This window comes from Acidovorax bellezanensis (assembly GCF_025421555.1).
GTDB classification, from domain to species: Bacteria; Pseudomonadota; Gammaproteobacteria; order Burkholderiales; family Burkholderiaceae_C; genus Comamonas; species Comamonas bellezanensis.
In genome coordinates this window covers 365,840-392,473 of record NZ_JAODYH010000003.1, presented here as the reverse complement: position 1 = coordinate 392,473, position 26,634 = coordinate 365,840, and the positions used below count along the sequence as shown (strand labels likewise).

Annotated in this window: 24 protein-coding genes and 2 tRNA genes; 14 read left to right on the top strand and 12 right to left on the bottom strand. The window is 66.4% G+C overall.

From position 1 onward, the window contains the following. Window positions 1-71: 71 nt before the first annotated feature. The 5 genes from N0K08_RS05345 (at window position 72) to N0K08_RS05325 (ending at window position 6,152) form a co-directional block, all read left to right on the top strand. Window positions 72-869 (top strand): enoyl-CoA hydratase/isomerase family protein, encoded by a 798-nt coding sequence (locus tag N0K08_RS05345; RefSeq protein WP_261499028.1) that lies wholly within the window; start codon window positions 72-74, stop codon window positions 867-869. Then, window positions 866-2,149, top strand: a complete 1,284-nt coding sequence (locus tag N0K08_RS05340) for an acetyl-CoA hydrolase/transferase family protein (protein WP_261499027.1) — start codon at window positions 866-868, stop codon at window positions 2,147-2,149. The genes N0K08_RS05345 and N0K08_RS05340 overlap by 4 nt, the downstream gene beginning before the upstream one ends. A gap of 32 nt (window positions 2,150-2,181) precedes the next feature. After that, window positions 2,182-3,390, top strand: coding sequence for an acetyl-CoA C-acetyltransferase (locus tag N0K08_RS05335; protein ID WP_261499026.1), 1,209 nt, complete (start codon window positions 2,182-2,184; stop codon window positions 3,388-3,390). A 256-nt stretch (window positions 3,391-3,646) separates the two neighbouring features. Further along, window positions 3,647-4,633: a Bug family tripartite tricarboxylate transporter substrate binding protein gene (locus N0K08_RS05330; protein WP_261499025.1), complete on the top strand. Its 987-nt coding sequence runs from the start codon at window positions 3,647-3,649 to the stop codon at window positions 4,631-4,633. Between the two features lie 7 nt (window positions 4,634-4,640). After that, window positions 4,641-6,152: a class I adenylate-forming enzyme family protein gene (locus tag N0K08_RS05325; RefSeq protein ID WP_261499024.1), complete on the top strand. Its 1,512-nt coding sequence runs from the start codon at window positions 4,641-4,643 to the stop codon at window positions 6,150-6,152. Window positions 6,153-6,185: 33 nt separating this feature from the next. On the opposite strand, the gene N0K08_RS05320 is transcribed toward N0K08_RS05325, so the two are convergent. The 4 genes from N0K08_RS05320 to N0K08_RS05305 are packed head-to-tail and all read right to left on the bottom strand — an operon-like array spanning window position 6,186 to window position 11,031. Beyond that, complete coding sequence (locus N0K08_RS05320) at window positions 6,186-7,640, bottom strand: NAD-dependent succinate-semialdehyde dehydrogenase (RefSeq protein WP_261499023.1); 1,455 nt, start codon at window positions 7,638-7,640, stop codon at window positions 6,186-6,188. Further along, window positions 7,640-8,770, bottom strand: coding sequence for a zinc-dependent alcohol dehydrogenase family protein (locus N0K08_RS05315; RefSeq protein WP_261499022.1), 1,131 nt, complete (start codon window positions 8,768-8,770; stop codon window positions 7,640-7,642). The genes N0K08_RS05320 and N0K08_RS05315 overlap by 1 nt, the downstream gene beginning before the upstream one ends. Continuing rightward, window positions 8,767-9,993 (bottom strand): ABC transporter substrate-binding protein, encoded by a 1,227-nt coding sequence (locus N0K08_RS05310; RefSeq protein ID WP_261499021.1) that lies wholly within the window; start codon window positions 9,991-9,993, stop codon window positions 8,767-8,769. Before N0K08_RS05310 ends, N0K08_RS05315 begins: the two co-directional genes overlap by 4 nt. A 42-nt stretch (window positions 9,994-10,035) precedes the next feature. Beyond that, window positions 10,036-11,031, bottom strand: coding sequence for a tripartite tricarboxylate transporter substrate binding protein (locus tag N0K08_RS05305; RefSeq protein ID WP_261499020.1), 996 nt, complete (start codon window positions 11,029-11,031; stop codon window positions 10,036-10,038). A 271-nt stretch (window positions 11,032-11,302) separates the two neighbouring features. On the opposite strand from N0K08_RS05305, the gene N0K08_RS05300 reads away from it, so the two are divergent. Genes N0K08_RS05300 through N0K08_RS05285 form a run of 4 tightly spaced genes read left to right on the top strand, consistent with a single transcriptional unit; the run spans window position 11,303 to window position 14,525 of the window. Further along, complete coding sequence (locus N0K08_RS05300; protein WP_261499019.1) at window positions 11,303-11,689, top strand: Zn-ribbon domain-containing OB-fold protein; 387 nt, start codon at window positions 11,303-11,305, stop codon at window positions 11,687-11,689. Beyond that, window positions 11,686-12,903 (top strand): thiolase, encoded by a 1,218-nt coding sequence (locus N0K08_RS05295; RefSeq protein WP_261499018.1) that lies wholly within the window; start codon window positions 11,686-11,688, stop codon window positions 12,901-12,903. The genes N0K08_RS05300 and N0K08_RS05295 overlap by 4 nt, the downstream gene beginning before the upstream one ends. Before the next feature lie 21 nt (window positions 12,904-12,924). After that, window positions 12,925-14,082 carry an acyl-CoA dehydrogenase family protein gene (locus N0K08_RS05290; RefSeq protein WP_261499017.1) on the top strand — a complete coding sequence of 386 codons (1,158 nt, stop codon included), beginning with the start codon at window positions 12,925-12,927 and terminating at the stop codon, window positions 14,080-14,082. Further along, on the top strand, window positions 14,079-14,525 hold the full coding sequence (locus N0K08_RS05285) for a PaaI family thioesterase (protein ID WP_261499016.1): 447 nt from the start codon (window positions 14,079-14,081) through the stop codon (window positions 14,523-14,525). The genes N0K08_RS05290 and N0K08_RS05285 overlap by 4 nt, the downstream gene beginning before the upstream one ends. Window positions 14,526-14,649: 124 nt before the next feature. On the opposite strand, the gene N0K08_RS05280 is transcribed toward N0K08_RS05285, so the two are convergent. After that, window positions 14,650-15,564, bottom strand: coding sequence for a LysR family transcriptional regulator (locus N0K08_RS05280; protein ID WP_261499015.1), 915 nt, complete (start codon window positions 15,562-15,564; stop codon window positions 14,650-14,652). 168 nt (window positions 15,565-15,732) lie between these two features. Here N0K08_RS05280 and N0K08_RS05275 point away from each other — a divergent pair, with 168 nt between their 5' ends. Further along, on the top strand, window positions 15,733-17,049 hold the full coding sequence (locus tag N0K08_RS05275) for a CaiB/BaiF CoA transferase family protein (protein ID WP_261499014.1): 1,317 nt from the start codon (window positions 15,733-15,735) through the stop codon (window positions 17,047-17,049). 155 nt (window positions 17,050-17,204) lie between these two features. After that, window positions 17,205-17,281 (top strand) — tRNA-Arg (locus N0K08_RS05270). Window positions 17,282-17,392: 111 nt separating this feature from the next. Here N0K08_RS05270 and N0K08_RS05265 read toward each other — a convergent pair. From N0K08_RS05265 to N0K08_RS05255, 3 genes are read right to left on the bottom strand one after another with little or no spacing between them, the layout of a single operon-like run. Further along, window positions 17,393-18,373, bottom strand: a complete 981-nt coding sequence (locus N0K08_RS05265; RefSeq protein ID WP_261499012.1) for a Bug family tripartite tricarboxylate transporter substrate binding protein — start codon at window positions 18,371-18,373, stop codon at window positions 17,393-17,395. Between the two features lies 1 nt (window position 18,374). Continuing rightward, entirely contained in the window at window positions 18,375-19,571 is a 1,197-nt protein-coding gene (locus N0K08_RS05260; protein ID WP_261499011.1) for a CaiB/BaiF CoA transferase family protein, read from the bottom strand. Between the two features lie 28 nt (window positions 19,572-19,599). Continuing rightward, window positions 19,600-20,559, bottom strand: a complete 960-nt coding sequence (locus N0K08_RS05255) for a hydroxymethylglutaryl-CoA lyase (RefSeq protein ID WP_261499010.1) — start codon at window positions 20,557-20,559, stop codon at window positions 19,600-19,602. A gap of 174 nt (window positions 20,560-20,733) precedes the next feature. Here N0K08_RS05255 and N0K08_RS05250 point away from each other — a divergent pair, with 174 nt between their 5' ends. The 3 genes from N0K08_RS05250 (at window position 20,734) to greB (ending at window position 22,265) form a co-directional block, all read left to right on the top strand. Then, on the top strand, window positions 20,734-21,471 hold the full coding sequence (locus N0K08_RS05250; RefSeq protein ID WP_261499009.1) for an IclR family transcriptional regulator: 738 nt from the start codon (window positions 20,734-20,736) through the stop codon (window positions 21,469-21,471). Window positions 21,472-21,547: 76 nt separating this feature from the next. After that, window positions 21,548-21,624: transfer RNA gene (locus N0K08_RS05245), tRNA-Arg, on the top strand. 77 nt (window positions 21,625-21,701) lie between these two features. After that, a complete protein-coding gene (gene greB / locus N0K08_RS05240; protein ID WP_261499008.1) occupies window positions 21,702-22,265 on the top strand; it encodes a transcription elongation factor GreB in 564 nt (187 codons plus the stop codon). Between the two features lie 153 nt (window positions 22,266-22,418). Here greB and N0K08_RS05235 read toward each other — a convergent pair whose 3' ends face one another. From N0K08_RS05235 to N0K08_RS05220, 4 genes are all read right to left on the bottom strand, one after another. Next, window positions 22,419-24,692 (bottom strand): RelA/SpoT family protein, encoded by a 2,274-nt coding sequence (locus N0K08_RS05235; RefSeq protein WP_261499007.1) that lies wholly within the window; start codon window positions 24,690-24,692, stop codon window positions 22,419-22,421. Between the two features lie 94 nt (window positions 24,693-24,786). Beyond that, window positions 24,787-24,990, bottom strand: coding sequence for a DNA-directed RNA polymerase subunit omega (gene rpoZ / locus N0K08_RS05230; RefSeq protein WP_261499006.1), 204 nt, complete (start codon window positions 24,988-24,990; stop codon window positions 24,787-24,789). Window positions 24,991-25,000: 10 nt separating this feature from the next. Continuing rightward, entirely contained in the window at window positions 25,001-25,621 is a 621-nt protein-coding gene (gmk, locus tag N0K08_RS05225) for a guanylate kinase (protein ID WP_261499005.1), read from the bottom strand. A 69-nt stretch (window positions 25,622-25,690) separates the two neighbouring features. Beyond that, on the bottom strand, window positions 25,691-26,587 hold the full coding sequence (locus N0K08_RS05220; RefSeq protein WP_315967986.1) for a YicC/YloC family endoribonuclease: 897 nt from the start codon (window positions 26,585-26,587) through the stop codon (window positions 25,691-25,693). Between the last annotated feature and the right edge of the window lie 47 nt (window positions 26,588-26,634).

Genomic DNA, 26,634 nt, shown 5'->3' with positions numbered 1-26,634 from the left:
CTGCACGGGCAGCGCTTCACCATGAAGCGCTGTTCTTGCATGGGGTCCTCAATATTTCAATGGAGTCCGCCATGAGCGCATCCCCCGTGTTGACCTCCGTGCAGGATGGCATCGGTACCATCACCTTGAACCGCCCCGAGGCACGCAATGCGCTGAACCAGGCCATGCGCCCGGCCCTGGCCGCGGCCATCGCGCAGATGCGTGACGACGCCCAGGTCCACACCGTCATCCTCACGGGCGCGGGCGGCGCTTTCTGCTCGGGCGGCGACATCGCGCAGATGCAGGAATCGTCCCAGGCGGGCCTGCCCTGGCGCGAGCGCATTCGCAGCCTGCACCAGTGGTTCCCCGAGCTGGTTAACATGGAAAAACCCGTGATCGCCGCCGTGGACGGCCCGGCCTTCGGCGCGGGCCTGAGCCTGGCGCTGGCGGCCGACTTCGTGCTGGCCACGCGCCGCGCGAAATTTTGCGCCGTGTTCGGCCGCATCGGCCTGATTCCCGATCTGGGCGCCATGCAACTGCTGCCGCGCATCGTGGGCCAGCAAAAAGCCAAGGAACTGGTGTTCACCGCGCGCACGGTGGGGGCCGAGGAAGCCAAGCAGCTGGGCATGGTCTACGAGATCGTCGAAGACGGTGCCGCCCTGCAGGAAGCGGCGCAGGCCCTGGCACGGCGTTTTGGCGAAGCCTCGACGGCCGCCATCGGCATGGCCAAGACCATCATGAACCAGGCGTTCGAGCTGGACGCGCGCGCCATGGCCGAAATGGAAGCCTATGCCCAGACCATGTGCCGGGGCTCGGACTACCACCAGGACGCGGTGCGCCGCTTTGGCGACAAGGAGCCGCTGCGCTTCGACTGGGATCGCAAGGCGTGAGCACGGACAGCCTGGTCCAAGGCCTGCAGGCCCTGCTGCGGCCTGGCGACACCCTCTGGTGGGGTCAGGCCACGGCCGAGCCGCTGACGCTCACGCGCGCCCTGGTCGACAACCGCCATGCCCTGGCCCAGGGCGGGCGGCTGCGCGTGTTCGTGGGCATTGGCGTGTCGGACACGCTGCGCCCCGAACAGGCCGATGTGATCGACTTCTTCGGCTATTCCGCCGGCGGCCCGCACCGCAAGCTGGCCCAGGCGGGCGTGCTGGACATCGTGCCCTGCCATTACTCGCATTTGCCCGGCCTGATTGAAGAAGGCCTGCTGCCGGCCGACGTAGTGCTGCTGCAGGTTTCGCCGCCCGATGCGCAAGGCCGCTACAGCCTGGGCCTGGTGCACGAATACCTGCCGGCCGCGCTGCGCAAGGCGCGCGTGGTGATCGCCGAAGTGAACCCCGAGATTCCCTGGACGCATGGCAGCGTCTACCTGAGCGCCGATGATTTTGCCTTGCTGGTCGATGCCCAGCATCCGCCGCTGAGCCTGGAGCGCAGCGCGCCCGGCCCCGTGGAGCTGGCCATTGCCGGCCATATCGCGGCCCTGGTCGAGGACGGCGCAACCCTGCAGGTGGGCATAGGCAATTTGCCCGAAGCCGTGCTGTCGGCCCTGCACGGCCACCGCGATCTGGGACTGCACAGCGGCGCCGTCGGCGATGGCATTGCCGCGCTGGCCGAGGCCGGCGTGCTGACCAATGCGCGCAAGAGCCTGGATGCCGGCGTGGGCATTGGCGGCATTCTGATGGGCAGCGAGCGCCTGCGGAAATGGGCCCATGGCAACCCCGGCTTTGCGCTGCGCGAGACCGCCTACACCCACGATGCGCAGGTGCTGGCGTGCAGCCACAAGCTGGCCGCGATCAACTCCGCCATCGAAGTCGACCTCACGGGACAGATCAATGCCGAAGTGGTCGGCGGCGTCTATGTGGGCGCGGTCGGTGGTGCGCTGGACTTCCTGCGGGGCGCGGCGCGCAGCCGCGGCGGCCTGCCCATCGTCGCCTTGCCCGCCACGGCCAAGGGAGCCACGCGCATCGTCGCCCAGCTGTCCGGCCCCGTGAGCACGCCGCGCAGCGATGCCGGCCTGATCGTCACCGAATACGGCGTTGCCGATCTGCGCGGCCAGCCCTTGTCGCGCCGCGTGCGCCGTCTGATCGACATTGCCGCCCCCGAACACCGCGCCGAACTGGAGCGCCAGGGCCATGCCCTGCTGCGCCAGTGCGGTGCCAGTTTTCACTGAATTCTTCGAACCTTCCATTGCAGGAGCCAACCATGCGCAGAGCCGCCATCGTCACCCCCCTTAGAACCCCTGTCGGCACTTTCGGCGGCAGCCTGCGGCCCGTCTCTGTCGAGGAACTGGCCGCCACCACCGTGCGTGCCGTGGTCGAGAAAAGCGGCATCGACCCCGCACGCATCGACGATGTGGTGTTTGCCCAGTCCTACGCCAGCAGCGAGACGCCTTGCGTGGGTCGCTGGGCGGCGCTGCAGGCCGGCCTGCCCGTCGAAGTGCCGGGCATGCAGCTGGACCGGCGCTGCGGCGGCGGCCTGCAGGCCGTGGTGACGGCCGCGATGATGGTGCAAAGCGGCGCGGCCGACGTGGTGATCGCCGGTGGCGTCGAGAGCATGAGCAACATCGAGTACTACTCCACCGACATGCGCTGGGGCGCGCGCTCGGGCAATGTGCGCTTTTTTGACCGCCTGGACCGGGGCCGTGAGCGCTCCCAGCCCGTGGAGCGCTTCGGCAAGATCTCGGGAATGATCGAAACCGCCGAGAACCTGGCGCGCGACTACGGCATCACGCGCGATCAGGCCGATGCCTTCGCGCTGCGCAGCCACCAGCGTGCCGCCGCGGCCTGGGCCGCAGGCCGCTTCGATGACGAGACGATTGCGGTGAACGTGCCCCAGCGCAAGGGCGACCCGCTGCGCTTTGCGCGCGATGAAGGCTTTCGCACCGATATCTCTACCGAAAGCCTGGGCAAGCTGCGCACGCTGATCGCGGGCGGCACGGTCACGGCCGGCAACGCCAGTCAGCAAAACGACGCCAGCGCGGCCTGCCTGATCGTGGCCGAGGACAAGCTGGAAGAACTGGGCCTCACGCCCATGGCCACCCTGGTGGGCTGGGCCGCCGCGGGCTGCGAGCCTTCGCATATGGGCATCGGCCCGGTGCCGGCCGTCAAGAAGCTGCTGTCGCGCCTGAACCTCAAGCTCGACCAGATGGATCTGGTGGAACTCAACGAGGCCTTTGCCTGCCAGGTGCTGTCCGTGCTCAAGGGCTGGGACTGGAACGACAGGGATGCGATCGAGCACAAGCTCAATGTCAACGGCTCGGGCATCTCGCTGGGCCACCCCATTGGCGCGACCGGCGTGCGCATTCTGGCCACGCTGCTGCATGAGCTCGAGCGCCGCAAGGGCCGCTACGGCCTGGAAACCATGTGCATCGGCGGCGGCCAGGGCATTGCGGCAGTGTTTGAACGCTACTGACCCGCTGAGCGCTTTGCTGCGCTGATCTCTGCCTGAGCGGATGCGCTCAGTCCGCGCCGGTTGGCGCGGGCCTGGCTGCGCGCTTGCCGCCACCGCTCAGGGCAAACCCTCGCTAAGGGCTGGTGAACACCGGCTTTGCCAAAAGCAGATTCCCACGGCGCAGCGCGCGCCGCACCATGTGTCCCTTGCTCAGCGGCCCACAGGCCTACCCGTCCTGTGCTGTGCCGCGCCTAAAAACACCATTGCAGGAGACAACATGCCCCATTCCCTACGCCGACTGGCCGCCACCCTGATCCTGGCCCCGATCACCCTGGCCACGCTCGCGGCCTTTCCCGCTGCCGCACAGGAGGGCCAACCCATTCGCCTGATGGTGGGCTATTCCGCCGGAGGCCCCGTGGACCAGGGCGCGCGCCTGTTCAGCGTGGCGCTGACCAAGGAACTGGGCACATCGGTCATCGTGGAAAACAAGCCCGGTGCCAATGCCACCCTGGCCGGCAGCGAAGTCGTGCGCGCCAAGACCGACGGCCTGACGCTGTGGTTTGCCGCCAGCCCGACCATCACCATCAGCCCCAACGTGATGAGCAAGATGTCCTTCGATCCGGCCAAGGACCTCACGCCCGTAGCGCCTATCCTGAGCTACTACAACGTGCTGGTGGTCAACACCAAGGAGCCCTTCAAGACCACGCAGGAACTGGTGGCCAACGGCAAGGCCAACCCGCAAAAGCTCAACTACGGCTCGGCCGGCGTGGGTGGCTCCAACCACCTGGGCGCGCTGCTGTTCGCCAAGCGCAGCGGCATAGAGATGAACCACATCCCCTACAAGGGCAACGCGCCCGCGATGACCGATGTGATCGGCGGCCAGCTGAACATGATGCTGGACATCATCAGCACCGCCAGCCCCTACATCCACAGCGGCAAGGTGCGCGCCATCGCCGTCACTTCGCCACAGCGCAACGCCTCCCTGCCCGATGTGCCCACCTTTGCCGAATCGGGCATCGAAGGCCTCAAGGGCTTCGACGTGGGCGGCTGGTACGGCGTCTACGGCCCCAAGGGCATGTCGCCCGAACTGGTGGTGAAGCTGAACAAGGCCATGAACGCGGCCCTGGCCCAGCCGGAGCTGCGCAAGCGCTTCAAGGAGCTGGGCTACGAAGAGTGGACCGGCGCGCCCAAGAAGCTGGCCGAGCGCGGCGCCAAGGAACGCGCCATGTGGGCCACGGTGACCCAGGGCATCGTGGTGGACTGAGTGCGGCATGAGTGAACGCATCCACCACCTGCTAGACCGCTGGCTGCGCGAAGCGCCCCAGCGTCCCTTCATCCATCTGCCGGACGGCCGCAGCCTGAGTTTTGCCGACCTCGGCGCGCTCACCGACACCGCCGAAGCCGAGCTGCGCCGCCTGGATGTGCGCGCCGGCGACCGCGTGCTGGTCGTGGCCGAGAACTGCCCCGAGCATGCGGCGCTGATTCTGGCCTGCAGCCGCGTCGGCGCCTGGTCCTGCGGCGTGAACGCGCGCATGGCGCCCGGCGAAATCGACGCCTTCGCTGCCAAGGCCGATGCGCGCCTGGTGTATTTCACCGCCTCGGGCTCGGACAGCGCGGCTGCCCACGCCCGGCGTTTTGCCGCGCAGGACTCGGCCTTGCCGGGCATGCAGCACAGCCCCGTGCGCCAGGACGCGCTGGCCGAGACCGGCCCGCTGCAAGGTGAAGTCGCGGCGCTGATCTTCACTTCGGGCACCACCGGAACGCCCAAGGGCGTGATGGTCGGCCATGGCGCGCTGGCCCATTTCGCGCGCGTTTCCGCCGCATCGCGCGCGCTGGGCCCCGAGGACCGCAGCTACGCCTTCGTGCCGATGACGCATATCTTCGGCCTGGGCACGGTGCTGCTGGCCTCGCTGCATGCCGGCGCCCAGATGGTGATGCGCCCGCAGTTCGATCCGGCGGAATTGCTCGACGCACTGGCCCACCAGGGCGTGTCGCAGCTGCAGGGCCCGCCCGCGCTGTACGCGCGCCTGCTGTCCTATCTGCAGGAGCAGGGCATTGCGCGCCCCGCGGCCCCGGCGCTGCGCTATGTCTACACCGGAGCCGGTCCGCTGGACCTGACGCTCAAGAAGCGCGTGGAAGAGGCCTTCGGCCAGGCGCTGCACCACGGCTACGGCCTGTCGGAATACGCGGGCTCGGTGCACTTGACGCGCCAGGGCGAGCAGCGCGGCGACACCAGCGCGGGCTATGTGGTCGACGGCGCTGAAGTGCGCGTCACCGACCCCGCCACGGGCCAGGCTATGGCGACAGGCGAGCGCGGCGAGCTGTGGATTCGCGGGCTCGGCCTGATGCCCGGCTACTTCCGCGACAGCGAGGCCACGGCCGGCGTGATGCGCGCAGGTGGCTGGTATGCCAGCGGCGATCTGGGCGAGCTGCATGCCGACGGCGCGCTGTTCGTGGTCGGACGGCTCAAGGAAATGATCATCCGCTCGGGCTTCAACGTCTATCCGGCCGAAGTCGAACTGGCGCTGGGCGAGCTGCCCGGCATACAGCGCAGCGCCGTGGTCGGCCGCCCCGAGAAGGACGGCAACGAGGAAGTGATCGCCTTTGTCGAACTGTGTCCCGGCGCCACGCTGGACCAGTCCGCGGCGCGCGCCCATCTGCGCAGCCGCCTCGCGCCCTACAAGCTGCCCTCGCACATCGTGGTGGTCGCCGAGCTGCCCACCAGCCCCAACGGCAAGGTACTCAAGCGCCTGCTGCAGGAGCAGGCGCTGCAGGCCGGCTGAACTGGAAAGGCCCCGCTTCCGGGGCCTTTTTTCTCAGTCCTCACTGATTAGCTTGATGTCGCAGTAGGCCTGCAGGCCTTCGATGCCGCACTCCGAGCCCCAGCCGCTTTCCTTGACGCCGCCAAAAGGCGCTTCGGACATGGACACGTTGAGGCTGTTGATGCCCAGCATGCCGGTCTGCAATCCGCGCGTCAGCTGCATGCGCGTGGGGCTGTGCTGGGTGAAGGCGTAGCTGGCCAGGCCGTAGGGCAGGCGGTTGGAGCGCTCTATGGCTTCCTCCACGCTGTCCACGCGGTTGATCAGCGCCAGGGGGCCGAACGGCTCCTCGTTCATCAGGCGCGCATGTTCGGGCACATCGGTCAGCACCGTGGGCTGCCAGAAGAAGCCTGGACCCTCCAAGGCCTGGCCGCCGCACTCCACGCGCGCGCCGTGCTGCACGGCATCGTCTATCAGGCTGCGCATGGCCTGCTGCCGGCGCGGGTTGGCCAGCGGCCCCAGGTGGCTGCTCTCCTTGAGTCCGTTGCCGGGCTGGAGCTTGCGCGTGCGCTCGACAAAGGCCTGCACAAAAGCGTCGTAGACCTGGGCATGCACGTAGAAGCGCGTGGGCGCGATGCAGATCTGTCCGGCATTGCGGAACTTGCCCGCGACCAGCATGTCGGCCGCCTGGTTCACATCGGCGTCGGCGCAGATGATGGCCGGCGCATGGCCGCCCAGTTCCATGGTGGCGCGCTTGAGTCCCTTGGCCGCCTGCTGGGCCAGCAGCTTGCCGACGGCGGTGGAGCCGGTGAACGAGAACTTGGCCACCACGGGGCTGTCCAGCAGATAGGAGGAGACTTCGCCGGGCACGCCGAACACGGCATTGAGCACGCCGGGCGGCAGACCCGCATCGTGCAGCGCGCGCACCAGGGCCAGGCCGGAGGCCGGCGTTTCCTCGGCCAGCTTGAGGATCAGCGTGCAGCCCGCGGCCAGCGCGCCGGCGATCTTGCGCGCGGGCGTGACGGCCGGGAAGTTCCAGGGCGTGAAAGCCGCGCACACGCCCACGGGCTCGTGCAGGACGGTGATGCGCTGCGTCAGCGTGCGCCCCGGCACCACGCGGCCGTAGTTGCGCCGGCCTTCCTCGGCATACCAGTCGAAAGTGTCGGCGCTGGCCAGCACTTCCAGCCGCGCTTCGCGCAGCGGCTTGCCCTGCTCCAGCGTCATGCTCAGGGCGATGGTGTCGGCGCGCTCGCGCACCAGCGTGGCGGCGGCGCGCAGTATGCGCGAACGCTCCAGCGGCGCGGCCGCGCGCCAGCCGGCAAAGGCCTGCTGCGCGGCCTGCAGCGCGGCGTCCAGATCGGCGCGCGTGGCATGGGGCAGCTGGGCCAGCACCTGGCCGGTGGCGGGATTGAGCACGTCTTCGGTGCGGCGGTCTTGGGCCTCCAGCCAGCGGCCGGCGATGTACAGCTGCGGCTGGGCGTAGCTCAGGGTGGTGGTGGATTCGTATTGCATCAGGCCTCCATGCGAATGATCTGGCGTATGGCCTCGCCGCGCGCGAGCCGGTCAAAACCTTCGTTGATCTGGTCCAGCGTCAGATGGCCGGTCACCAGCTTGTCCACCGGCAGCTTGCCGGCGGCGTGCAGCGCCAGGTAGCGCCCAATGTCGCGGCGCGGAATGCAGCTGCCCATGTAGCTGCCCTTGAGCGTGCGTTCCTCGGCCACCAGATGCCATACCGGCAGGCTGATGGCCTGGGCATTGGCCGGCAGGCCGGCGGTGATGGTCTGTCCGCCGCGGCGCGTGACGCGGTAGGCCATCTCCAGCGCCTTGGCCGAGCCCACCATCTCGAAAGCGTGGTCCACGCCGCCGCCCGTGAGATCGCGCACCTGCTGCACCGCATCGGCGTCGCCGGCGTTGACGGTGTCGGTGGCGCCGAATTCGCGCGCCATGGCCAGCTTGTCCGCGTTGAGGTCGATGGCCACCACGCGGGCCGCGCCTGCGGCGGCGGCGCCCATCACCGAGGACAGGCCTACGCCGCCCAGTCCCACCACGGCCACGCTCTGGCCGGGGCTGACCTTGGCGGTATTGGCCACGGCGCCCACGCCCGTCATCACGGCGCAGCCGAACAGCGCCGCCAGTTCCAGCGGCACGGACTTGTCTATCTTGTGCACGCCCCGGCGCGACAGCACGGCATGTTCGGCAAAGGCCGAGACGCCCATGAAGTGCGCGATGGGCTGGCCGTCCTGGGACAGGCGTTTGGCGCCCGACAGCAAGGTGCCGGCCACGCCGGCCTGGGCCGCGGGCTCGCACAGCACGGGCCGGCCTTCGGCGCAGGGCATGCAGCTGCCGCAGCCGGGCACGAACAGCAGCACCACGTGGTCGCCGATGGCGAGATCGGTCACGCCTTCGCCCAGGCCCGCGATGATGCCCGCGGCCTCATGGCCGAGCACGATGGGCGTGTCGCGCGGGCGGTCGCCGTTGATGATGGACAGGTCGGAGTGGCAGATGCCGGCGGCGACCACTTTCACCAGGACTTCGCCAGGGCCGGGCGGTGCGAGGTCGACTTCGCGGATTTCCAGCGGACGGCTGTCGGCATAGGGCGCGCTGGCGCCCGTGCGTGTGAGTACGGCGGCGCGTGTCTTCATGATGCCTTCACCAGTTTGCAAGAGCTTTTGGACAGGGGACGGAAAGCCTGGTCCCCGGGAATGGTGCTGAGCACCTTGTAGTAGTCCCAGGGGTACTTGGACTCCTCGGGCTTCTTGATCTGCACCAGGTACATGTCGTGCACCATGCGGCCGTCTTCACGCACCTTCCCGTTTTGCGAGAAGAAGTCCTCGATGGGCACCTGCTTGAGCTGGCGCGCCACGGTGGCGCCGTCGTCGCTCTTGGTGGCCTGCACGGCCTTGAGGTAGTTGGTCACGGCCGAATAGGCGCCGGCGTGGATCATCGACGGCATCTTCTTCATCTTCTCGAAGAAGCGCCGCGACCAGGCGCGCGTGGCGTCGGTGCGGTCCCAGTAAAAGCCCGTGGTCAGCACCATGCCCTGGCCGTGGCGCAGGCCCAGCGCATGGACGTCGTTGATGAACATCAGATTGGGCACCAGCATCTGCTTGGGCGTGATGTTGAATTCGCGCGCGGCCTTGATGGTGTTGACCGTGTCGCTGGTCGCATTGGCCAGGTTGATCACCGAAGCCTTGGAGGCCTGGGCCTGCAGCAGGAAGGACGAGAAATCGCTGGCGTTGAGCGGATGGAAGGTCGTGCCCACCACCTTGCCGCCGCCTTCCTTGAGGAACTCGGTCACGTTGGCCGTCATGGCCTTGCCGAAAGCGTAGTCCACTCCCAGGATGAACCAGTCCTTCTTGCCCTGGGCCAGGATGCCGCGCACCGCGCCATTGGCCATCGCATAGGTGTCGTAGGTGTAGTGGATGGCCGTGGGCGCGCAGTGCTCGTTGGAGAGAATGTCCGAGGCCCCGCCCGTGTTGATCACCATCTTGTTGCGCTCGCGCGCCAGATTGTTCACGGCCACCGCCACGGCGGTGTTGTTGATGTCGATGATCAGGTCCACGCCGTCGCGGTCGAACCAGGTGCGCGCATGGGTGGCGCCCACATCGGCCTTGTTCTGGTGGTCGGCCGAGACCACTTCGATCTTCTTGCCCAGCACCTGGCCACCGAAGTCCGCCACGGCCATCTTCGCGGCCTCCACCGAGCCGCGACCGGCCGTGTCGGCATACAGGCCCGACATGTCGCTGAGCACGCCTATGCGCACCACCTCATCCGAGATCTGCTGCGCCTGTACGGCGGCACTGCACAGCAGGCCCGCGCCCAGGGCGCAGCGAACGGCGCGGTGCCGCTCTAGAAAACGTCGCATGTCATCTCCTTGTAGTTGGACGGGGTGGTGTGGCGGCGGGTCTCAATCGGGCCGGATGCCGGCCGTCTTGACGACCTGGGCCCACTTGCGCAATTCGCTTTGCAGGCGCTCGCGCATTTGCTGCGGCGTGCCCGGATCGGCTTCGGCACCGGCCGTCAGCAGGCGCTGGCGCACGCCGGCATCGCGCAGCGCGGTGTTGAAGTCGGTGTTGATTTTTTCCAGCACGGCGGCCGGCGTGCGGGCCGGCGCGAACAGGGCCGCCCAGGAATAGGCTTCGTAATCGGGCAGGCCCGACTCCGCGATGGTGGGCACTTCGGGCAGCATGGTCGAGCGCTGGCGGCTGGCCACGCCCAGCACCTTGATGCGGCCCGACTTGATGTGCTGCAGCGCACTGGGCGCGTCGGCGAACATCAGTTGCACCTGCCCGCCCAGCAAGTCGTTCATGGCCGGCGCGCTGCCCTTGTAGGGAATGTGCTGCAGGCGGATGCCGGCATGCATGTTGAACAGCTCACCGGCCAGGTGGGTGCCGCCGCCGTTGCCCGAGGAGCCATAGCTCAGGCTGCTGCCGGGCTGCTTGGCCAGCGCGATCAGCTCGCGCACATTGCTGGCCGGCACCGAAGGGTGGGCCACGAGAAACACCGGAAACATCGCGGCAAAGCTCACGGGCACGAAGTCGCGCTCGATGTCATAGCTCAGCTTGGCGTGCAGTGCCGGGTTCACCGAGTGGTGAATCGAGCCCACGAACAGCGTGTAGCCGTCGGCCGGCTCCTTGGCCGCAGCCGCCGCACCGACCATGCCGCCGGCACCGGCGCGGTTGTCGATCACCGTCGGCTGGTGCCAGATGTCGCCCAGCTTCTGGCTGAAGGCGCGCGCCGTGGTGTCCACCGGACCGCCGGGCGGAAAAGGCACGATGAAGCGCACCGGGCGCGAAGGCCAGGCGTCGGCGGCATGGGCCGTGGGAAGCAGGCTGCTGGCGGCCAGGGCGCTGCCGGCGGCCAGCACCTGGCGGCGCCGGGGCGAAAAGGAAAACGGGGGCATCAGGATTCTCCGAAGGTGTCGGCCATATGCGGCCTAACCCATTCTGGTCACGTCACCCGATGGCGTGCTTTGTGAATGCGAAAGGTGCGCTTTCAGCGCTCTCAAGCGGGAAAAACCCTTGCTGATTGCGCTCCACCGCCCGCGTGAAGTCCGCCTTCCAGATTGGCGAATTGAAGCCGCGCCGAGATGCAGGCATGCTGGCGGTACGCCGCTGCGTCTGGCATCGTTTGCCGGGCGCCTCGCCAAGAACCAGACCACGAAAGCCCTGTCCATGCACATGAGCGTACAGACCCACTACCAGGCCGAACTCGATGCCGGCCGCTTTTGCCTGCAGCAATGTCCGCAGTGCCAACGGCATGTCTTCACCCCGCGCGAGCTGTGCCCGCATTGCGGCGCCAGCCCGCTGCGCTGGGTGCGCGCCAGCGGTCTGGGGACCGTCTATTCCACCAGCACCATCTCGCGCAAGCAGGACGCCGGCGGCAACTACAACGTGGCGCTGATCGACCTGGATGAAGGCGTGCGCATGATGAGCCGCGTCGAGGGCCTGGCCCCCGAAGCGGTGCATATCGGCCTGCGCGTGCAGGCCCAAGTGGTCCAGAAGGAAGGACGCGGCCTGGTGTTGTTCCAGCCTGCGCAGGAACAAGGAGCTGCAGCATGAACGCCCGATCGAACATCCCCCGCTCGGCATTCGATGCCGCTGCCGTGAATCGCCCGCTGCGCGGACGCGCGGCCATCGTCGGCGCCGCCACCTATGGCTGCGGCGAGGCGCCCGGCATGGACGACATGACGTTGCTGGTGCGCGCCGCGCACGCCGCTGTGGCCGATGCCGGCCTGACCATGCAGGACATCGACGGCCTGGCCACCTGCAGCGTCAACGCCAGCATGTGGACCATGCCGGTGATCGAGCACCTGGGCATCAACCCGACCTATGTGGACGGCACGATGATTGGCGGCAGCAGCTTCATTGCCCATTTGCTGCCCGCGATCCGCGCCCTCGAAGCCGGCCAGTGCAAGGCCGTGCTCGTGTGCTACGGCAGCGCCCAGCGCTCGGCCACGTTCGGGCGCAAGGAAGGCCAGGCCGCGCGCCGCTTCCTCGACCCCCAGCCTTACGAGTTTCCCTTCGAGCCCGTGCTGCCCGTCACCGCCTATGCGCTGGCGGCCGCGCGCCACATGCATGAATTCGGCACCACGCGCGAGCAACTGGCCGAAGTCGCCGTGGCCGCGCGTGCCTGGGCCCAGCTCAACCCCGAAGCTTTCATGCGCGATCCGCTGAGCATTGCGGACGTGCTGTCGGCGCGCCCCATCGCCAGCCCGCTGGGCGTGCGTGACTGCTGCCTGGTGACGGACGGCGGCGGCGCCATCGTGCTGGTGCGCTCCGATCGCGCCAAGGACCTGTCCCAGCCTCCGGTCTACGTGCTGGGCAATGCCACGGCCATCTGGAACCGTCAGATCTCCTGCATGCCCGACCTGACAACGACGTCGGCGGCGCAGTCCGGCGCCCAGGCCTTTGCGATGGCCGGCCTGACAGCAGCCGACATGGACATGGCCCAGCTCTACGATGCCTTCACCATCAACACCTTGCTGTTCCTGGAAGACCTGGGCTTTTGCGCCAAGGGCGAGGCCGGCGCTTTTGTGCAGGGCGGCGGCATCGCTCCCGGCGGCCGTCTGGCCGTCAACACCAATGGCGGCGGCCTGTCCTGCGTACACCCGGGCATGTACGGCATCTTCGCGCTGATCGAAGCCGTGCGCCAGCTGCGCGGCCAGGCCGGCCAGCGCCAGCTGGGACGCCACCGCACGGCCGTGGTCCATGGCAACGGCGGCACGCTGTCGAGCCAGTCCACTGCCATCCTGGGAACGGCCGAAGCGCTGTAAAAAACAAGAAAGATTGAGACCATGATCCGCGATCAAGAAACCCTGGAAGCCCTGCTCGACAGCGTGCGCCGCTTTGTGCGCGAGCGCCTGGTGCCGGCCGAGAACGAAGTGGCCGAGACCGACGAGATTCCCGAAGCCATCGTGCAGGAGATGCGCGATCTGGGCCTGTTCGGCATGACCATTCCCGAACATTTCGGCGGCCTCGAGCTGACGATGGAAGAGGAAGTGCGCGTGCTGTTCGAGCTGTGCCAGACTTCGCCGGCCTTCCGCTCGGTGATAGGCACGACGGTGGGCATCGGCTCGCAAGGCATTCTGATGGACGGCACGCCCGAGCAGCAGGCGGCCTGGCTGCCCAAGCTGGCGACGGGCGAGATCATGGCCTCGTTCGCGCTGACCGAGCCCGAGGCCGGCTCGGACGCGGCCTCGCTGCGCACCACCGCCACCAAGGACGGCGACCACTACGTGGTCAATGGCAACAAGCGCTTCATCACCAATGCGCCCCATGCCGGCATGTTCACGCTGATGGCCCGCACCGACGCGGCCAACAAGGGCGCGGGCGGCGTTTCGGCCTTCATCGTCGACGCCAAGAGCCCCGGCATCAGCTTCGGCAAGAACGACGTCAAGATGGGCCAGAAGGGGGCCCATACCTGCGACGTGTTCTTCGACAACGTGCGCGTGCCCGCGGCCAACCTGATCGGTCTGAAGGAAGGCCAGGGCTTCAAGACGGCCATGAAGGTGCTGGACAAGGGCCGCATCCACATCGCCGCCGTCAGCGTGGGCGTGGCCCAGCGCATTCTGCGCGACGCGCTGGCCTATGCGCTGGACCGCAAGCAGTTCGGCCAGCCCATCTGCGAGTTCCAGCTGGTGCAGGCCATGCTGGCCGACAGCCAGGCCGAACTGTATGCGGCCGAGTGCATGGTCATCGACGCCGCGCGCCGTCGCGACGCGGGCCAGAACGTCTCGACCGAAGCTTCGTGCTGCAAGATGTTCGCCACCGAAATGGTGGGCCGCGTGGCCGACCGCGCGGTGCAGATTCTGGGCGGCTCGGGCTATCTGTCGGAGTTCGGCATCGAGCGCTTCTACCGCGACGTGCGCCTGTTCCGCCTGTACGAAGGCACGACGCAGATCCAGCAGATCATCATTGCGCGCAACATGATCCGTGAGGCCCGCAACGCATGAGCGCTACGTTGGAGGCCCGCCAGCCGGGCACCGAAGGCCTGCCCGACCGCAGCTCCTTCATGCGCCTCATCGGTGCGGCCCAGGTGCCCGCACCGGCCGGCAAAGTGCATATCCGCCTGCCGCACATGCGCGAGGAGCTGCTCAACCAGCTGCCCGCCGCGCATGGCGGCGTGCTGATGACGCTGCTCGATTCGGTGATGTCGCGTGCCGCGAGCGAACTGCCCGACGCGCCCTCGCAGACAGCCGTGACGGTGGAGATGAGCAGCCGCTTTCACCGCCCCGGCCGCGGCGTGCTGCTGGCCGAAGGCTGGGTGGTGCACGCCAGCCGCAGCCTGTGCAGTTGCGCGGCACAACTGACCGACGAAGACGGTCGCCTGGTGGCCACGGCCCACGGCACGTTCAAGTACTGGCTGGCACCCACGACGTTGAACAGTCCCCCCTGAGCCGCTGCCGCGGCTTCCCCCGAGGGGGACGACACCGTCGCTGCGGGGCGGCCCTTGCTTGGTGTCCCCTTGCTGGGGTATGCCAGTTTTTAGGCTGTGCGTTATGGAAAACTAGCCAGCCCCCTCAATCGAACTTCAGCCGTCCCTGGGCGTCGGCCACCAGCAGCTCCACCAGTTCCTGCGCGAACGAGGGCAGGGCTTCCAGGCTGCGCACGCAGATCTTCATCTCGCGCACCGACCAGGCATCCGACAACGGCACGAGGGCGATCTCCATGGATTGCGCATGGCGGCTGGCCGCGGATTCGGGCAGCACGCCCACGCCCACGCCGGACTCGATCATGCGGCAGGCGGTCTCGAAATTGCCGACCTGGATGCGCTGCTTGATGGGACGGTGCAACTGGTCGCTGGCATGGCGCAGGAACGCGTGGATGGCGGTGGATTCCTGCAGGCCGACATAGTCCAGATCCAGGGTGTCGGCGAAGTCGATCTGCATCTGGCCGTCCAGCGGGTGGCCGCGCGGCACGACCAGCACCAGCCGGTCGCGGCGGTAGGGCAGGGTCTCCAGGTTCTCGGTGCGCACCAGGCCGGCGACGATGCCGATGTCGGTCTGGCCTTCGGTGACGGCGCGCACGATGTCATGCGATGGGCGTTCGCGCAGGTCGATGTTCACGTCCGGATTGCGGCGCAGGTAGTGGCGCAGCACGGGCGGCAGGAACTCGCCCAGAGAGGTGGTGTTGGCAAACACCCGCACATGGCCTTTGACGCCCAGCACATATTCCTGCATGTCACCGCGCAGGTGCTCGATCTGACTTTGCACCATGCGCGCATGGGTCACGAAGGCCTGGCCCGGCGGCGTCAGCGTGACGCCCTGGCTGGTGCGGTACAGCAGCTTGGTGCCTATGCTCTCCTCCAGATTCTTGATGCGCGTGCTGGCCGCGGGCAGGGAAATGAAGGAAAACTCCGCGCCGCGTGTCATGCTGTTGGCATCGGCGATGTGCACCATCAGGCGCAGATCCACAAGATCAAAGTGCATAGTCATGGCAGGCATTTTAGGACGTGTCATCCGTTTTTTCCCTGCCTTTTTTGCCAGCGCCATGAAGCGTCGCGAATGCAGCCTTCCACAAATGCGAAGCCGTGCCCGCAAGGCTGGTCTTAGGATGTTCGGGCACAGCCCGCTGCGGCTTTTCCCTGACATCGGACCATCCACATGAGCGCCCTAGCACCTGATTCCGTCTCTCCCGCAGCCGCCCCGCTCGCGTCCTCCTCCCCCGCCACCCGCCCGGGCGCGCTCGGCCACCTGCGCGTGCTCGACCTCTCGCGCGTGCTGGCCGGACCCTGGTGTACCCAGAACCTGGCTGACCTGGGGGCCGACGTCATCAAGATCGAGAAACCTGGCGAAGGCGACGACACGCGCCACTGGGGTCCTCCCTTCTTTCCCGACGCCGAAGGCGAGCCCACGGCGAACGCCTGCTACTTTGCCGCCTGCAACCGCAACAAGCGTTCGGTCACCGTGGACATGGCCACGCCAGAAGGCCAGCAACTGATCCGCGAGCTGGCCATGCAAAGCGATGTGGTGGTGGAGAACTTCAAGACCGGCGGTCTCAAGCGCTACGGCCTGGACTACGCCAGCCTCAGCGCGCTCAACCCGCGCCTGATCTACTGCTCGGTCACGGGCTTTGGCCAGACAGGTCCATACGCGCCGCGCGCCGGCTACGACCTGCTGGTGCAGGCCATGAGCGGGATGATGAGCATCACGGGCCGCGCCGACAGCGAACCCGGCGGCGGCCCCATGCGCGTGGGCGTGGCCGTGATCGACCTGTTCACCGGCATGTATGCCACCACGGCCATCCTCGCCGCGGTCGAGGCCCGCCACAGCACCGGCCGCGGCCAGCACATAGATATGGCGCTGCTGGACGTGGCCATGGCCGTGCTGGGCAACCAGGGCACGGGCTATCTGAACACCGGCCATGTGCCCGGCCGCCAGGGCAACACCCACCCCAGCGTCGTGCCCTACCAGGACTTTCCCACGCAGGATGGCAGCGTGCTGCTGGCCATTGGCAACGACGGGCAGTTCGCGCGTTTTTGCGAGGCGGTCGGTGTGGACTGGGCGCGCGACGAGCGCTTTGCGGCCAATGCCGGGCGCGTCATCCATCGCGAAGTACTGGTCCCGATGATGGCCGAGCTCACGCGCAGCCGCACCACGGCGGCCTGGGTGGCGCTGCTGGAGGACAAGGCCGTGCCTTGCGGGCCGATCAATCACATCGGCCAGGCTTTCGACGACCCGCAGGTGCTGGCCCGCGGTCTGCGGGTGGAGCAGGAGCGCTATCCCGGTGCCCAGCCGCCCGCGGGGCAGACCATCAACCGCGTGGTCACCACGGCCAGCCCGCTGCGCCTGTCGGACACCCCGACCACGCTGCGCCACGCCCCGCCGGCCCTGGGCCAGCATACCGACGAAGTGCTGGGCGATTACCTGGGCCTCGATGCGGCCGCCCTGCAGGCCTTGCGCGGCAAGAAGGTGGTGTGAACGCCTGGCGCAGCGAAATAATGACCAACTTGATTTGCCGGTCAAATTTCACTGTTATGATTCGCGCTATCGAATTCTTGAGCACAAGCACTTCCGAGTGATTGCTGCAAAAAAGGGTTCCGGTTTGCGGTGGTTTTCCACCGCTTTCCTCCAAAGCGGCTGTAGCTCAGCTGGATAGAGTACTTGGCTACGAACCAAGGGGTCGTGGGTTCGATTCCTGCCAGCCGCACCAAACGTCAAACCCCAGAACAGCAATGTTCTGGGGTTTTTTCGTTTCCGCTCGTATGCGCCGGCCCGGCGGCCGGCGATGCGCCCGTCCAGCGCATCACCCACGGGTCCTGCCTTACTCGATACTGATCTTCGCGTCGGCGATCAGCTTGGCCCATTTGCTCTGCTCGGCCCGGATGTAGGCTTGGGCCTCGGCGGGCGAGCCGCCCAGGGCCTTGCTGCCTTCCTGTGCCAGCAGATCGCTGGTTTCCTTCTTGCCCAGCACGCTGAGCGTGGCCTTGTTGAGCCCGTTGACGATGGCGGCCGGCGTGTTGGCCGGCGCCACGATGACTTTCCAGTCCACGGCTTCAAAGCCCGGGAAGCCGGATTCGGCCACGGTAGGCGTCTCGGGCAGGATGGACAGCCGCTCCTTGGACGTCACGGCCAGCGCCCGCAGGCGCTTGCCCTTGATCATCTCGATGATGGACTGGGGCGTCGACAGCATGAAATCCGTGCTGCCGCCCAGCAGGTCGGTGAGGGCTGGCGCGGCGCCCTTGTAGGGGACGTTGAGGACCTTGAACTGCGCCTGATGGGCCAGCAGCTCTCCGGCCAGATGGCCGACCGTGCCCGTGCCCGCCAAGGCCTGCTTGAGGTCGCCAGGCCTGGACTTCGCGGCCGCGATCACGTCGGCCAGCGTCTTGAACGGCGAATCATGGCGCACCACCATGACCATGGGCAGCGAGGCCACCAGCACCACGGGAATGAAGTCCTTGCGGGCATCAAAGGGCATCTTGGGCATCAGCGCGGGGTTGATGGCCAGGTTGGCCGTCTGTCCCAGGCCGATGAGCAAGCCGTCGGGCTTGGACTTGGCCACGGAATCCATGCCGATGTTGCCGCCCGCGCCGGGGCGGTTCTCTATGACCATGCTCCATTGGGTTTCGTTGGCAATCTTGCTGCCGATGAAACGGGCCACGGCGTCGGTCCCGCCGCCAGGGGTGTAGGGAACGATCAGCTTGATGGGCCTGCCGCCGGGATAGGCGGCCGTGTTGGCGAACGAAGGCAGGGCCATGGCGGCCAGGCTGGCGGCGATGAGGGTTCTGCGGGTGAGGGTGGTCATGTCATGCTCCTTGCGTTATTGATTTACTGATGAGGTCCGCGATCTCGGCGTCGCTGTAGCCCGCCTCGCGCAGCAGCTCGCTGGAGTGCTCGCCGGCCAGGGGCGGCTGCATGCGCAGTCCCAGGCGCGAGCCATCCAGCGTGAACGGCAAGAGAGGGACCAGCGATTCCTTGCCATCGCCCAGGCGAATGGGGGCCAGGCCGCCGGTCTGGAGCAGGTGCGGATCGTTGAAAAGCTCTTCGGGCTTGGTGATCGGGGCGAAGGGCAAGCCTGCGGCCTCGAAGATCCGGGCCAGTTCCTGCGCGGGGTAGTCGGCCAGGAATTCGCGCAGGATGGGCATCAGCCAGCTGCGGGCCGTGACGCGGTCGTTGTTCGTGACCAGGCGCGGGTCCGATGCCAGATGCGTGAGATCGAACGCCTGGCAGAAGATGGCCCATTGCTTGTCGCTCACCACGGCCAGGAAGATCTGCGCGTTGTCCCTGACCGTGAAGACGTCGTAGATGGCCCAGGCGGACACGCGCGCGGGCATGGGGTTGACGCTGCGTCCGGTGACGGCCGACTGCAGCATGTGCTGGCCGACCAGAAAAACGTTGTTCTCGAACAGCGAAGCCTGGACTTCCGAGCCTTCCCCCGTCTGTTCGCGCCTGGCCAGGGCCGCCATGGCTCCGATGGCGCCGAACATGCCGCCCATGATGTCGTTGACGCTGGTGCCGGCGCGCAAGGGGTCGCCGGCGCGGCCGGTCATATAGGCCAGGCCGCCCATCATCTGCACCACTTCATCCAGGGCCGGGCGGTTGTCATAGGGGCCGGGCAGAAAGCCTTTGTGGCTCACATAGATCAGCCGGGGGTGGCTGGCCTTGAGTGATGCGTAGTCCAGGCCCAGCTTTTTCATGACGCCGGATTTGAAGTTCTCGCTGACGATGTCGGCGCTGGCAATGAGCTTTCTGGCAGCCGCTATGCCTTCGGGCGTCTTGAGGTCCAGCACGATGCTTTTCTTGTTCCGATTGAACATCGGAAAAAAGCCGCTGCCCGAGCCCAGCAGCTGGCGCGTGGTGTCGCCGCCCACGGGCTCGACCTTGATGACTTCGGCGCCCAGATCGGCGAGCAGCATGCCGCAGGTCGGGCCCATCACCATGTGGGTGAATTCGATGACGCGAATGCCTGCGTAGGGCAGCGTGCTTTTGGGGGAATCAGGCATGTTCATTCCATGAAGGTGTTGCATGGGCTCAGGCGCTGAGCGCCGCATGCTGTGACTGCCCCTGGACAAAACCCTTGGGCAAGCCGGCTTGGGGCGTCATGCCGTAAATGGGTTCGTGGGGCAGGCCGGCCATCAGCGGCTCGCGCGCCGCCATGATCAAGTCGAGGTGGATGCCCGTGCGAACGCCCATGGCCTCGAACATGAACACCAGGTCTTCGGTCACGACGTTGCCCGAAGCGCCGGGCGCGTAGGGGCAACCGCCCAGGCCGCCCAGCGAGCTGTCAAAAGTGCGCACGCCTTCCTCGAAGGCGGCCAGGCAGTTGGCCAGGCCCAGTCCGCGGGTGTTGTGCATGTGCGCCGCGCCCGCGTGGCTGCCCAGCTCCGCGATCAGCCGCTTGAAGAGGCGCCGGGTCTGTGCGGGATTGGCATAGCCCACGGTATCGGACAGACCGGACTCATCCGCCCCGGCCGCAATGCACTGGACGGCGAGCGCAATGACTTCATCCTCCGGCACCAGGCCTTGCAGGGTGCAGCCGAAGGCCGTGGAAATGCCGGCCTCGAGCTTCACATGGGGCGCGAGTTCGTCCCGCAGCCGGGCGATACCGCGCACTTCTTCGACCATTTCCAGCGGCGTCTTGCGCACGTTGGCCAGGCTGTGGGCGGTGCTTGCCGAGACCGGCAGGGTCAGCTTCTGCACGCCGGCCTTGAGCGCGTTCTCGGCGCCGCGGCGGTTGGGCACCAGGGCCATCACCGTCACGCCTGGGTGGCGCAAGGCGTGCTGCACCACTTCGGCCGCATCGCCCATCTGGGGCAGCAAGGAGCGCGGCACGAACGACGCCACTTCAATTTCGCGCACCCCGGCGGCCACCAGGGCATCGATCCAGCGGCATTTGTCCGCGGTGGACATGATGGATGGGACCGATTGCAGCCCATCGCGCGGGCCGACTTCGCTGATCAGGATCTCTGGTGCCAATGGCTTGGTGTTCATGCTGTGCCTCGTTTATAGTTCTGTCTGACAGAACGTTGTTTCATCTAATAGAATGATTGCAGACGGCGGAGTCTGCTGTCAAGCGACTAAACTGAGGGACGCTGAGCAGGCCCGTTGCGCGCCACCGGGCTCGGCGGCGTCTTTCGCAACCCCACACAGACAGGTATTTGAAGAATGGCCACTAAAGCCAGCGCTGAGGCGGAGTCCGATCACGGCGGCGTCGCTGCCGTGGACAGGGCCTTGGGTTTATTGAAGGCATTCCGCCTGGGTGATGAATCCCTGGGCCTGGCGCAGCTGGCGGAGCGCACGGGCTTGTACAAAAGCACCATCCTGCGATTGCTCGAGTCGCTGGAGCACGCCCACATGGTTGAGCGGCTGGAAGACGGCCGCTATGCCTTGGGCCATGAAGTCGGCCGCTTGCACCTGATTTATCAAGCTTCCTATTCGTTGGAGCGGGTCGTGATGCCCGTGCTCAAGCAACTGGTCAAGGAGACGGGGGAGAGCGCCGCACTCCATGTGCGCCGGGGTGACAGCCGACTGTGCTATTTCCGCGTCGACTCCCCGCATCCGATTCGCGACCACATCCAGGCGGGCGATTTGTTGCCCTTGAACCGCGGAACGGGCGGGCGTGTTCTGACCGCGTATGACCCGGTCGCCGGCAAGGCCGTGGGCCCTGACAAGGTCTTGTATGCCTCCATCCGCGCCAATGGCTTTTACGCGGCCGTCGGCGATCGCCTGGCCGAAGTGGCCGGGGTCTCGGCGCCTGTCTTCGGCCGGGACGGCCGCATCGCGGCTGCCTTGACGCTGACCTGTCCGGCACACCGCTACCAGGAGCAGTTCATCGCGGCGGTGCTTGCCGCCTCGCGACTGCTCACAGGCCAGATCGACGCCTTGAGCGGTTCCCTGGAATGATCGGCAGCGCGGTTGCGTGCAAAAAGTTTGGTATTTACCCTGAAGGGTTAATTTCCTAGCTATAATCGATAGCTTAGCGGCTGTAGCTCAGCTGGATAGAGTACTTGGCTACGAACCAAGGGGTCGTGGGTTCGATTCCTGCCAGCCGCACCAAAACGACAATCCTCAGAACTGAAAGGTTCTGGGGATTTTTCGTTTGCGCCATCACACTTTGGTGTGAAGATCAGGGCATGAGCAAGGCTTTCACCAAAGAATCAGACGCCGGGGACGATGACGACGAACTGGGCGCGCTGCCGCCGATTCCCGCGGGCAGCAAGAACTACATCACCCCCCAGGGCTACCAGCGCCTGCGCGACGAACTGCTCGCGCTGATCGACACCGAGCGGCCGCAAATCGTCGAAATCGTCCACTGGGCCGCGAGCAACGGCGACCGCTCGGAAAATGGCGACTACCTCTACGGCAAGAAGCGTCTGCGTGAAATCGACCGCCGCATCCGCTTTCTGACCAAGCGCCTGGAAATCGCCGAAGTGGTCGATCCACGCGTGCATGCGGGCAGCGACCAGGTGTTCTTTGGCGCCACCGTGACCTATGTCGAGGACGACGGCACGCAGCGCACGGTGACCATCATGGGCATAGACGAAGCCAATAGCGCCCAGGGCGAAGTCAGCTGGATCTCCCCGGTAGCCAGGGCCTTGCTCAAGTCCCGCGTAGGCGATGAAGTCGCATTGCAGACGCCCGGCGGCGTGCGCATGCTGGACGTGCTGGAAGTGCGCTACCCCGACGCACAGTCCTAGCCGTGTTACTCATGGTGCTTGCACGATCTGCAGCCCATGAACCTGGCGCGCCCCAGCAAAGGGGCAGCGAGCAAGCGCCGCCGCGCAGCGAGGCTGCCGCCCCCCTCCACCGAAGGATGAGAGGGGGGAGCCGCGTCAGCGGCTCAGGGGGTGCTAGTCCGCCGAGGGCATGATCCGCGCCGCCTTGATCACCGCCGGCGCGCGGCGCAGATTGCGCAGTGCGGCTTCGACCTGCTGCTGGTCCTTGACCGACACCACGAAACGCAGATCGGTCGTGCCAATGGGTGCTTCGTCGACCATTTCCAGGCGCTGGATGTCGACTTCGGCGTCCGATAGTTCGGACGCCACGCGGGCCAGCACGCCTTTGCCGTTCTTGACCGTGACCACGATGCCGCTGTCGAACAAATGGGTCAGGCCTTCACCCCATTCGACGGAAATGAAGCGGTCCGGGTCTCTGTCCTGCAGGCGTTTGACGACCGCGCAGTGGGCGTGGTGCACCATCAGGCCTTCACCGCGGCCCAGGTAGCCCAGGATGGGGTCGCCGGGCACGGGGCGGCAGCAGGGCGCGTAGCGTATCGAGGCATTGACGCTGCCGTCGAGCGTGACCGTGCCCTGGGAAATATTGTTGTGCGCCGTGTAGCGCTCCTGGGTCAGCAGCAGCGCGTTGGGGCGCTGGCCGTGGTCGCCCAGCAGCACCATGATGCGGGACGCGACCAGGCTGGCAATGCGCCGGCCCATGCCTATGTCGGTCAGCAGTTCGCCGCGGCTGCGGTTGCCTGTGTCCTGCAGCAGCCGGTCCCACAGCGCCTTGTTGGCCTCGTCCAGCGGCGGCAGGCTTTCTATGCCTTCGGAGCGCAGGGCCTGTGTCAGCAGCTTTTCCCCCAGATCCGCGGATTCGCTTTGCGCCGAAGTCTTGAGGTAGTGGCGGATCTTGGAGCGTGCGCGCGCGGTCTTCACAAAGCCCAGCCAAGCCGGATTGGGCGTGGCGTTTTCGGCGGTGATGATTTCGATCACATCGCCGCTCTTGAGCTCGGTGCGCAGCGGCACGTCCTCGTTGTTGATTCTGGCGGCCGTGGTGTGGTTGCCGATCTTGCTGTGGATGGCATAGGCAAAGTCGACGACGGTGGCGCCGCGCGGCATGGCCATGATTTCGCTCTTGGGCGTGAACACATAGACCGCGTCGGGGAACAGGTCGACCTTGACATGGTCCCAGAATTCGGTGGCGTCGCGCGTTTCGTTCTGGATGTCGAGCAGCGACTGCAGCCACTGGGTACTCATCTTCTCGGCATCGCCGGGGCGCTGCTGCGCCTGGTAGAGCCAGTGCGCGGCCACGCCAGCTTCGGCCACGATGTGCATTTCCTCGGTGCGCATCTGGAACTCTATGCTCACGCCCGAAGGGCCGACCAGCGTGGTGTGCAGCGACTGGTAGCCATTGCTCTTGGGAATGGCGATGTGGTCCTTGAACTTGCCCGGCACGGGCTTGTACATCTGGTGCAGCACGCCCAGGGCCGTGTAGCAGTCGGTGACCGTGGGCACGATGACGCGGAAACCGTAGATGTCCGTCACCTTGGCGAAGCTCTGGTGGTTTCTCTCCATTCGCTGGTAGAGCGAATACAGCGTGCTTTCGCGGCCGGCGAGCCGGGCCTTGATGCCCTGGCGCGCGAACTGGGCGTCGACTTCGGTCTGCACGCGCTGCACCAGGTCGCGCCGGCGCGTGCGCGACTTGGCAATCGCCTTGGCCAGGGTGGCGTAGCGCCAGGGGTGCAGGTGGCGAAACGACAGGTCCTGCAGTTCGCGGTAGGTCTGGTTCAGGCCCAGGCGGTGGGCGATGGGCGCATAGATTTCCAGCGTCTCGGAGGCAATGCGGCCCCATTTGCTGCGCGGCATGTCCGACAGCGTGCGCATATTGTGCGTGCGGTCGGCCAGCTTGATGAGGATGACGCGCACATCGCGGGCCATGGCCAGCAGCATCTTGCGAAACGATTCGGCCTGGTTTTCTTCGCGGGTATTGAACTGCAGCTTGTCCAGCTTGGTCAGGCCGTCGACCAGCTCGGCCACCGGCATGCCGAAGCGCTCGGCCAGGTCTTCCTTGGTGACGCCGCAGTCTTCCATGGCATCGTGCATCAGCGCCGCCATCAGCGCGGGCGCATCCAGCTTCCATGACGCGCACAGCGAGGTCACGGCAATCGGATGGGTGATGTAAGGGTCGCCGCTGCTGCGCCACTGGCCCGTGTGGGCCTTGTCGGCGAACAGATAGGCTTGGCGTACCTGTTCAATGCTCTCGCTGTCCAGGTAGCCCAGGTTGTCCAGCAGCGCCGCAAATGCCGCTGCTGAAACGGCGGCTGCGTTCACTTGGCTCGCTGGTACCGAGGGGGCGGCTGGCAGAGAGGCGTCGGGGGCTGGTTGCTGGGGCTGGACCGCTGTCATACCTTTAATGTAGCGCGCAAGCACTCGAGTTTTGCATTGCACAAAAAAAAGCACCGCAAAGCGGTGCCAGTCTTGCCATTTTGGCGTGGTCAGGTCAGCCCGGAACCTTCTTGAGCATCTCCAGGCCGACCTTGCCGGCTGCGATTTCGCGCAGTGCGGTGACGGCTGGCTTGTTCTTGCTTTCAATCTTGGGCGTGTGGCCTTGGCTCAGCATGCGGGCGCGGTAAGTCGCGGCCAGAACGAGCTGGAAGCGGTTGGGGATTTGCTCCAGGCAATCTTCAACGGTGATGCGTGCCATCAGGATACTTTCAGGTGATATTGAGCGACGCAAAAGTATCGGCCCGCGCACTTCGCTGGGCCGCATACTTGAGTCGCTGGGCGTGAATGATCGCTTTCAGGTCAAAAAGCGCAGTCTCGAACAATTCGTTGATTATAACGAAGTCGAATTTTCCCACCTGCGCCATTTCCTCGGAAGCGTTCTTGAGCCGCAGCTCGATCACTTCCGGGCTGTCCTCGCCGCGGTTTTCCAGGCGTGCGCGCAGCTCTTCCCAGCTCGGCGGCAGGATGAAGATCAGCACGGCTTCGGGGAAGGCCTGCTTGACCTGCAACGCGCCCTGGTAGTCGATTTCCAGCAGCACATCGGCGCCGCCGGCCAGGCGATCGGCGAGCGCGCGCTTGGAAGTGCCATAGCGCTTGCCATGGACATTGGCCCATTCGACGAAGGCGTTGTTGGCGACCATGGCGTCGAATTCCTGCTCGGAAGCAAAGAAGTATTCGCGCCCGTGCTTTTCCTGGCCGCGGGGCGCACGCGTAGTGTGCGAGACCGAGGGGGAGACATGGGCGTCCAGCTCGCGCAAGGCCTTGACCAGGCTGGACTTGCCGGCCCCACTGGGGGCGGCCACGACAAAGAGATTTCCGGGATGTTGCATAAGCCAATTGGTGCGCCCGGGTAGGGGCGTCTTGCAAAAAGGGCGCTTGCGCGCCCTGTGAATGATGGTTTATTCGATGTTTTGCACCTGCTCGCGCATCTGCTCGATCAGGACCTTCATGTCGACGCTGATGCGGGTGAGCTCCAGCGCGGCGGACTTGGAGCCAAGTGTATTGGCCTCGCGGTGCAGCTCCTGGATGAGGAAATCCAGGCGCTTGCCGATTTCGCCGCCTTTTTTCAGCAGGCGCTCGATTTCATCGAGGTGCGAATCCATGCGCGTGACTTCCTCGGCCACGTCGATGCGAATCGCAAAGGCCGTGGCTTCGGTCAGCGCGCGGTCCTGGGCGGCTTCGGGCGCGACCGAACCTTCGGCCAGCGCCATGGCTTCTTTCCAGCGTTCGACAAAACGCTGGCGTTGCTGTTCGACGAGCAGGGGAATCAGCGGAGTGGCGGTCTGGGCCAGGGTGCGCAGCTGCTGCAGGCGGTCGTGCAGCATGGTCGCCAGGCGTTCGCCTTCACGGGCCCGGGCCTTGAGCAGCTCGTCCAGGGCTTGCGCGGCCAGCTCGGGCAGCACGGCACTCCAGTCGATGTTGCGGTCGGCGTCGTTGGCGCTGCACAGGCGCAGTGCGTCGGAAACGCTCAGGGGCCGGGCGTCGGGCAGCCAGGCCTGGATGGTGTCCTGGGCCGAGACCAGGCGCTGCAGCAGCAGGGGCGAAGGCTGGGGCAGGGCGTTGCTGTCTTCGGATTCGATGGCGGCGCGTACTTCGACCTTGCCGCGCTTGAGGCGTGCGGTGAGCAGGGCGCGCAGCGCGGGCTCGTGGGCGCGCAATTCGTCGGGCAGTCGGAACGACAGGTCGAGAAAGCGGCTGTTCACCGAGCGGATTTCCAGGCCTAGCCGTCGGTTGCCCACGGGCGCCTCAGCACCCTCGGCAGACGCGCCGTGCTGGGCGCTGGCGTATCCGGTCATGCTGTAAACTGACATTGGACTTTTGATGGTTGCTTGCAATCCGTTGA

Excerpts from the sequence above, each read along its gene's own strand:
- N0K08_RS05335 (WP_261499026.1), top strand. The coding sequence starts at position 2,182 with ATGCGCAGAGCCGCCATCGTCACCCCCCTTAGAACCCCTGTCGGCACT.
- N0K08_RS05235 (WP_261499007.1), bottom strand. The coding sequence starts at position 24,692 with ATGACAGCGGTCCAGCCCCAGCAACCAGCCCCCGACGCCTCTCTGCCA.
- N0K08_RS05255 (WP_261499010.1), bottom strand. The coding sequence starts at position 20,559 with ATGAACACCAAGCCATTGGCACCAGAGATCCTGATCAGCGAAGTCGGC.
- N0K08_RS05320 (WP_261499023.1), bottom strand. The coding sequence starts at position 7,640 with ATGCAATACGAATCCACCACCACCCTGAGCTACGCCCAGCCGCAGCTG.
- N0K08_RS05275 (WP_261499014.1), top strand. The coding sequence starts at position 15,733 with ATGAGCGCCCTAGCACCTGATTCCGTCTCTCCCGCAGCCGCCCCGCTC.
- N0K08_RS05315 (WP_261499022.1), bottom strand. The coding sequence starts at position 8,770 with ATGAAGACACGCGCCGCCGTACTCACACGCACGGGCGCCAGCGCGCCC.
- N0K08_RS05260 (WP_261499011.1), bottom strand. The coding sequence starts at position 19,571 with ATGCCTGATTCCCCCAAAAGCACGCTGCCCTACGCAGGCATTCGCGTC.
- N0K08_RS05305 (WP_261499020.1), bottom strand. The coding sequence starts at position 11,031 with ATGCCCCCGTTTTCCTTTTCGCCCCGGCGCCGCCAGGTGCTGGCCGCC.
- N0K08_RS05300 (WP_261499019.1), top strand. The coding sequence starts at position 11,303 with ATGCACATGAGCGTACAGACCCACTACCAGGCCGAACTCGATGCCGGC.
- N0K08_RS05295 (WP_261499018.1), top strand. The coding sequence starts at position 11,686 with ATGAACGCCCGATCGAACATCCCCCGCTCGGCATTCGATGCCGCTGCC.
- greB (WP_261499008.1), top strand. The coding sequence starts at position 21,702 with ATGAGCAAGGCTTTCACCAAAGAATCAGACGCCGGGGACGATGACGAC.
- rpoZ (WP_261499006.1), bottom strand. The coding sequence starts at position 24,990 with ATGGCACGCATCACCGTTGAAGATTGCCTGGAGCAAATCCCCAACCGC.
- N0K08_RS05250 (WP_261499009.1), top strand. The coding sequence starts at position 20,734 with ATGGCCACTAAAGCCAGCGCTGAGGCGGAGTCCGATCACGGCGGCGTC.
- N0K08_RS05220 (WP_315967986.1), bottom strand. The coding sequence starts at position 26,587 with ATGACCGGATACGCCAGCGCCCAGCACGGCGCGTCTGCCGAGGGTGCT.
- N0K08_RS05325 (WP_261499024.1), top strand. The coding sequence starts at position 4,641 with ATGAGTGAACGCATCCACCACCTGCTAGACCGCTGGCTGCGCGAAGCG.
- N0K08_RS05290 (WP_261499017.1), top strand. The coding sequence starts at position 12,925 with ATGATCCGCGATCAAGAAACCCTGGAAGCCCTGCTCGACAGCGTGCGC.
- N0K08_RS05265 (WP_261499012.1), bottom strand. The coding sequence starts at position 18,373 with ATGACCACCCTCACCCGCAGAACCCTCATCGCCGCCAGCCTGGCCGCC.
- N0K08_RS05330 (WP_261499025.1), top strand. The coding sequence starts at position 3,647 with ATGCCCCATTCCCTACGCCGACTGGCCGCCACCCTGATCCTGGCCCCG.
- gmk (WP_261499005.1), bottom strand. The coding sequence starts at position 25,621 with ATGCAACATCCCGGAAATCTCTTTGTCGTGGCCGCCCCCAGTGGGGCC.
- N0K08_RS05285 (WP_261499016.1), top strand. The coding sequence starts at position 14,079 with ATGAGCGCTACGTTGGAGGCCCGCCAGCCGGGCACCGAAGGCCTGCCC.
- N0K08_RS05310 (WP_261499021.1), bottom strand. The coding sequence starts at position 9,993 with ATGCGACGTTTTCTAGAGCGGCACCGCGCCGTTCGCTGCGCCCTGGGC.
- N0K08_RS05345 (WP_261499028.1), top strand. The coding sequence starts at position 72 with ATGAGCGCATCCCCCGTGTTGACCTCCGTGCAGGATGGCATCGGTACC.
- N0K08_RS05280 (WP_261499015.1), bottom strand. The coding sequence starts at position 15,564 with ATGACTATGCACTTTGATCTTGTGGATCTGCGCCTGATGGTGCACATC.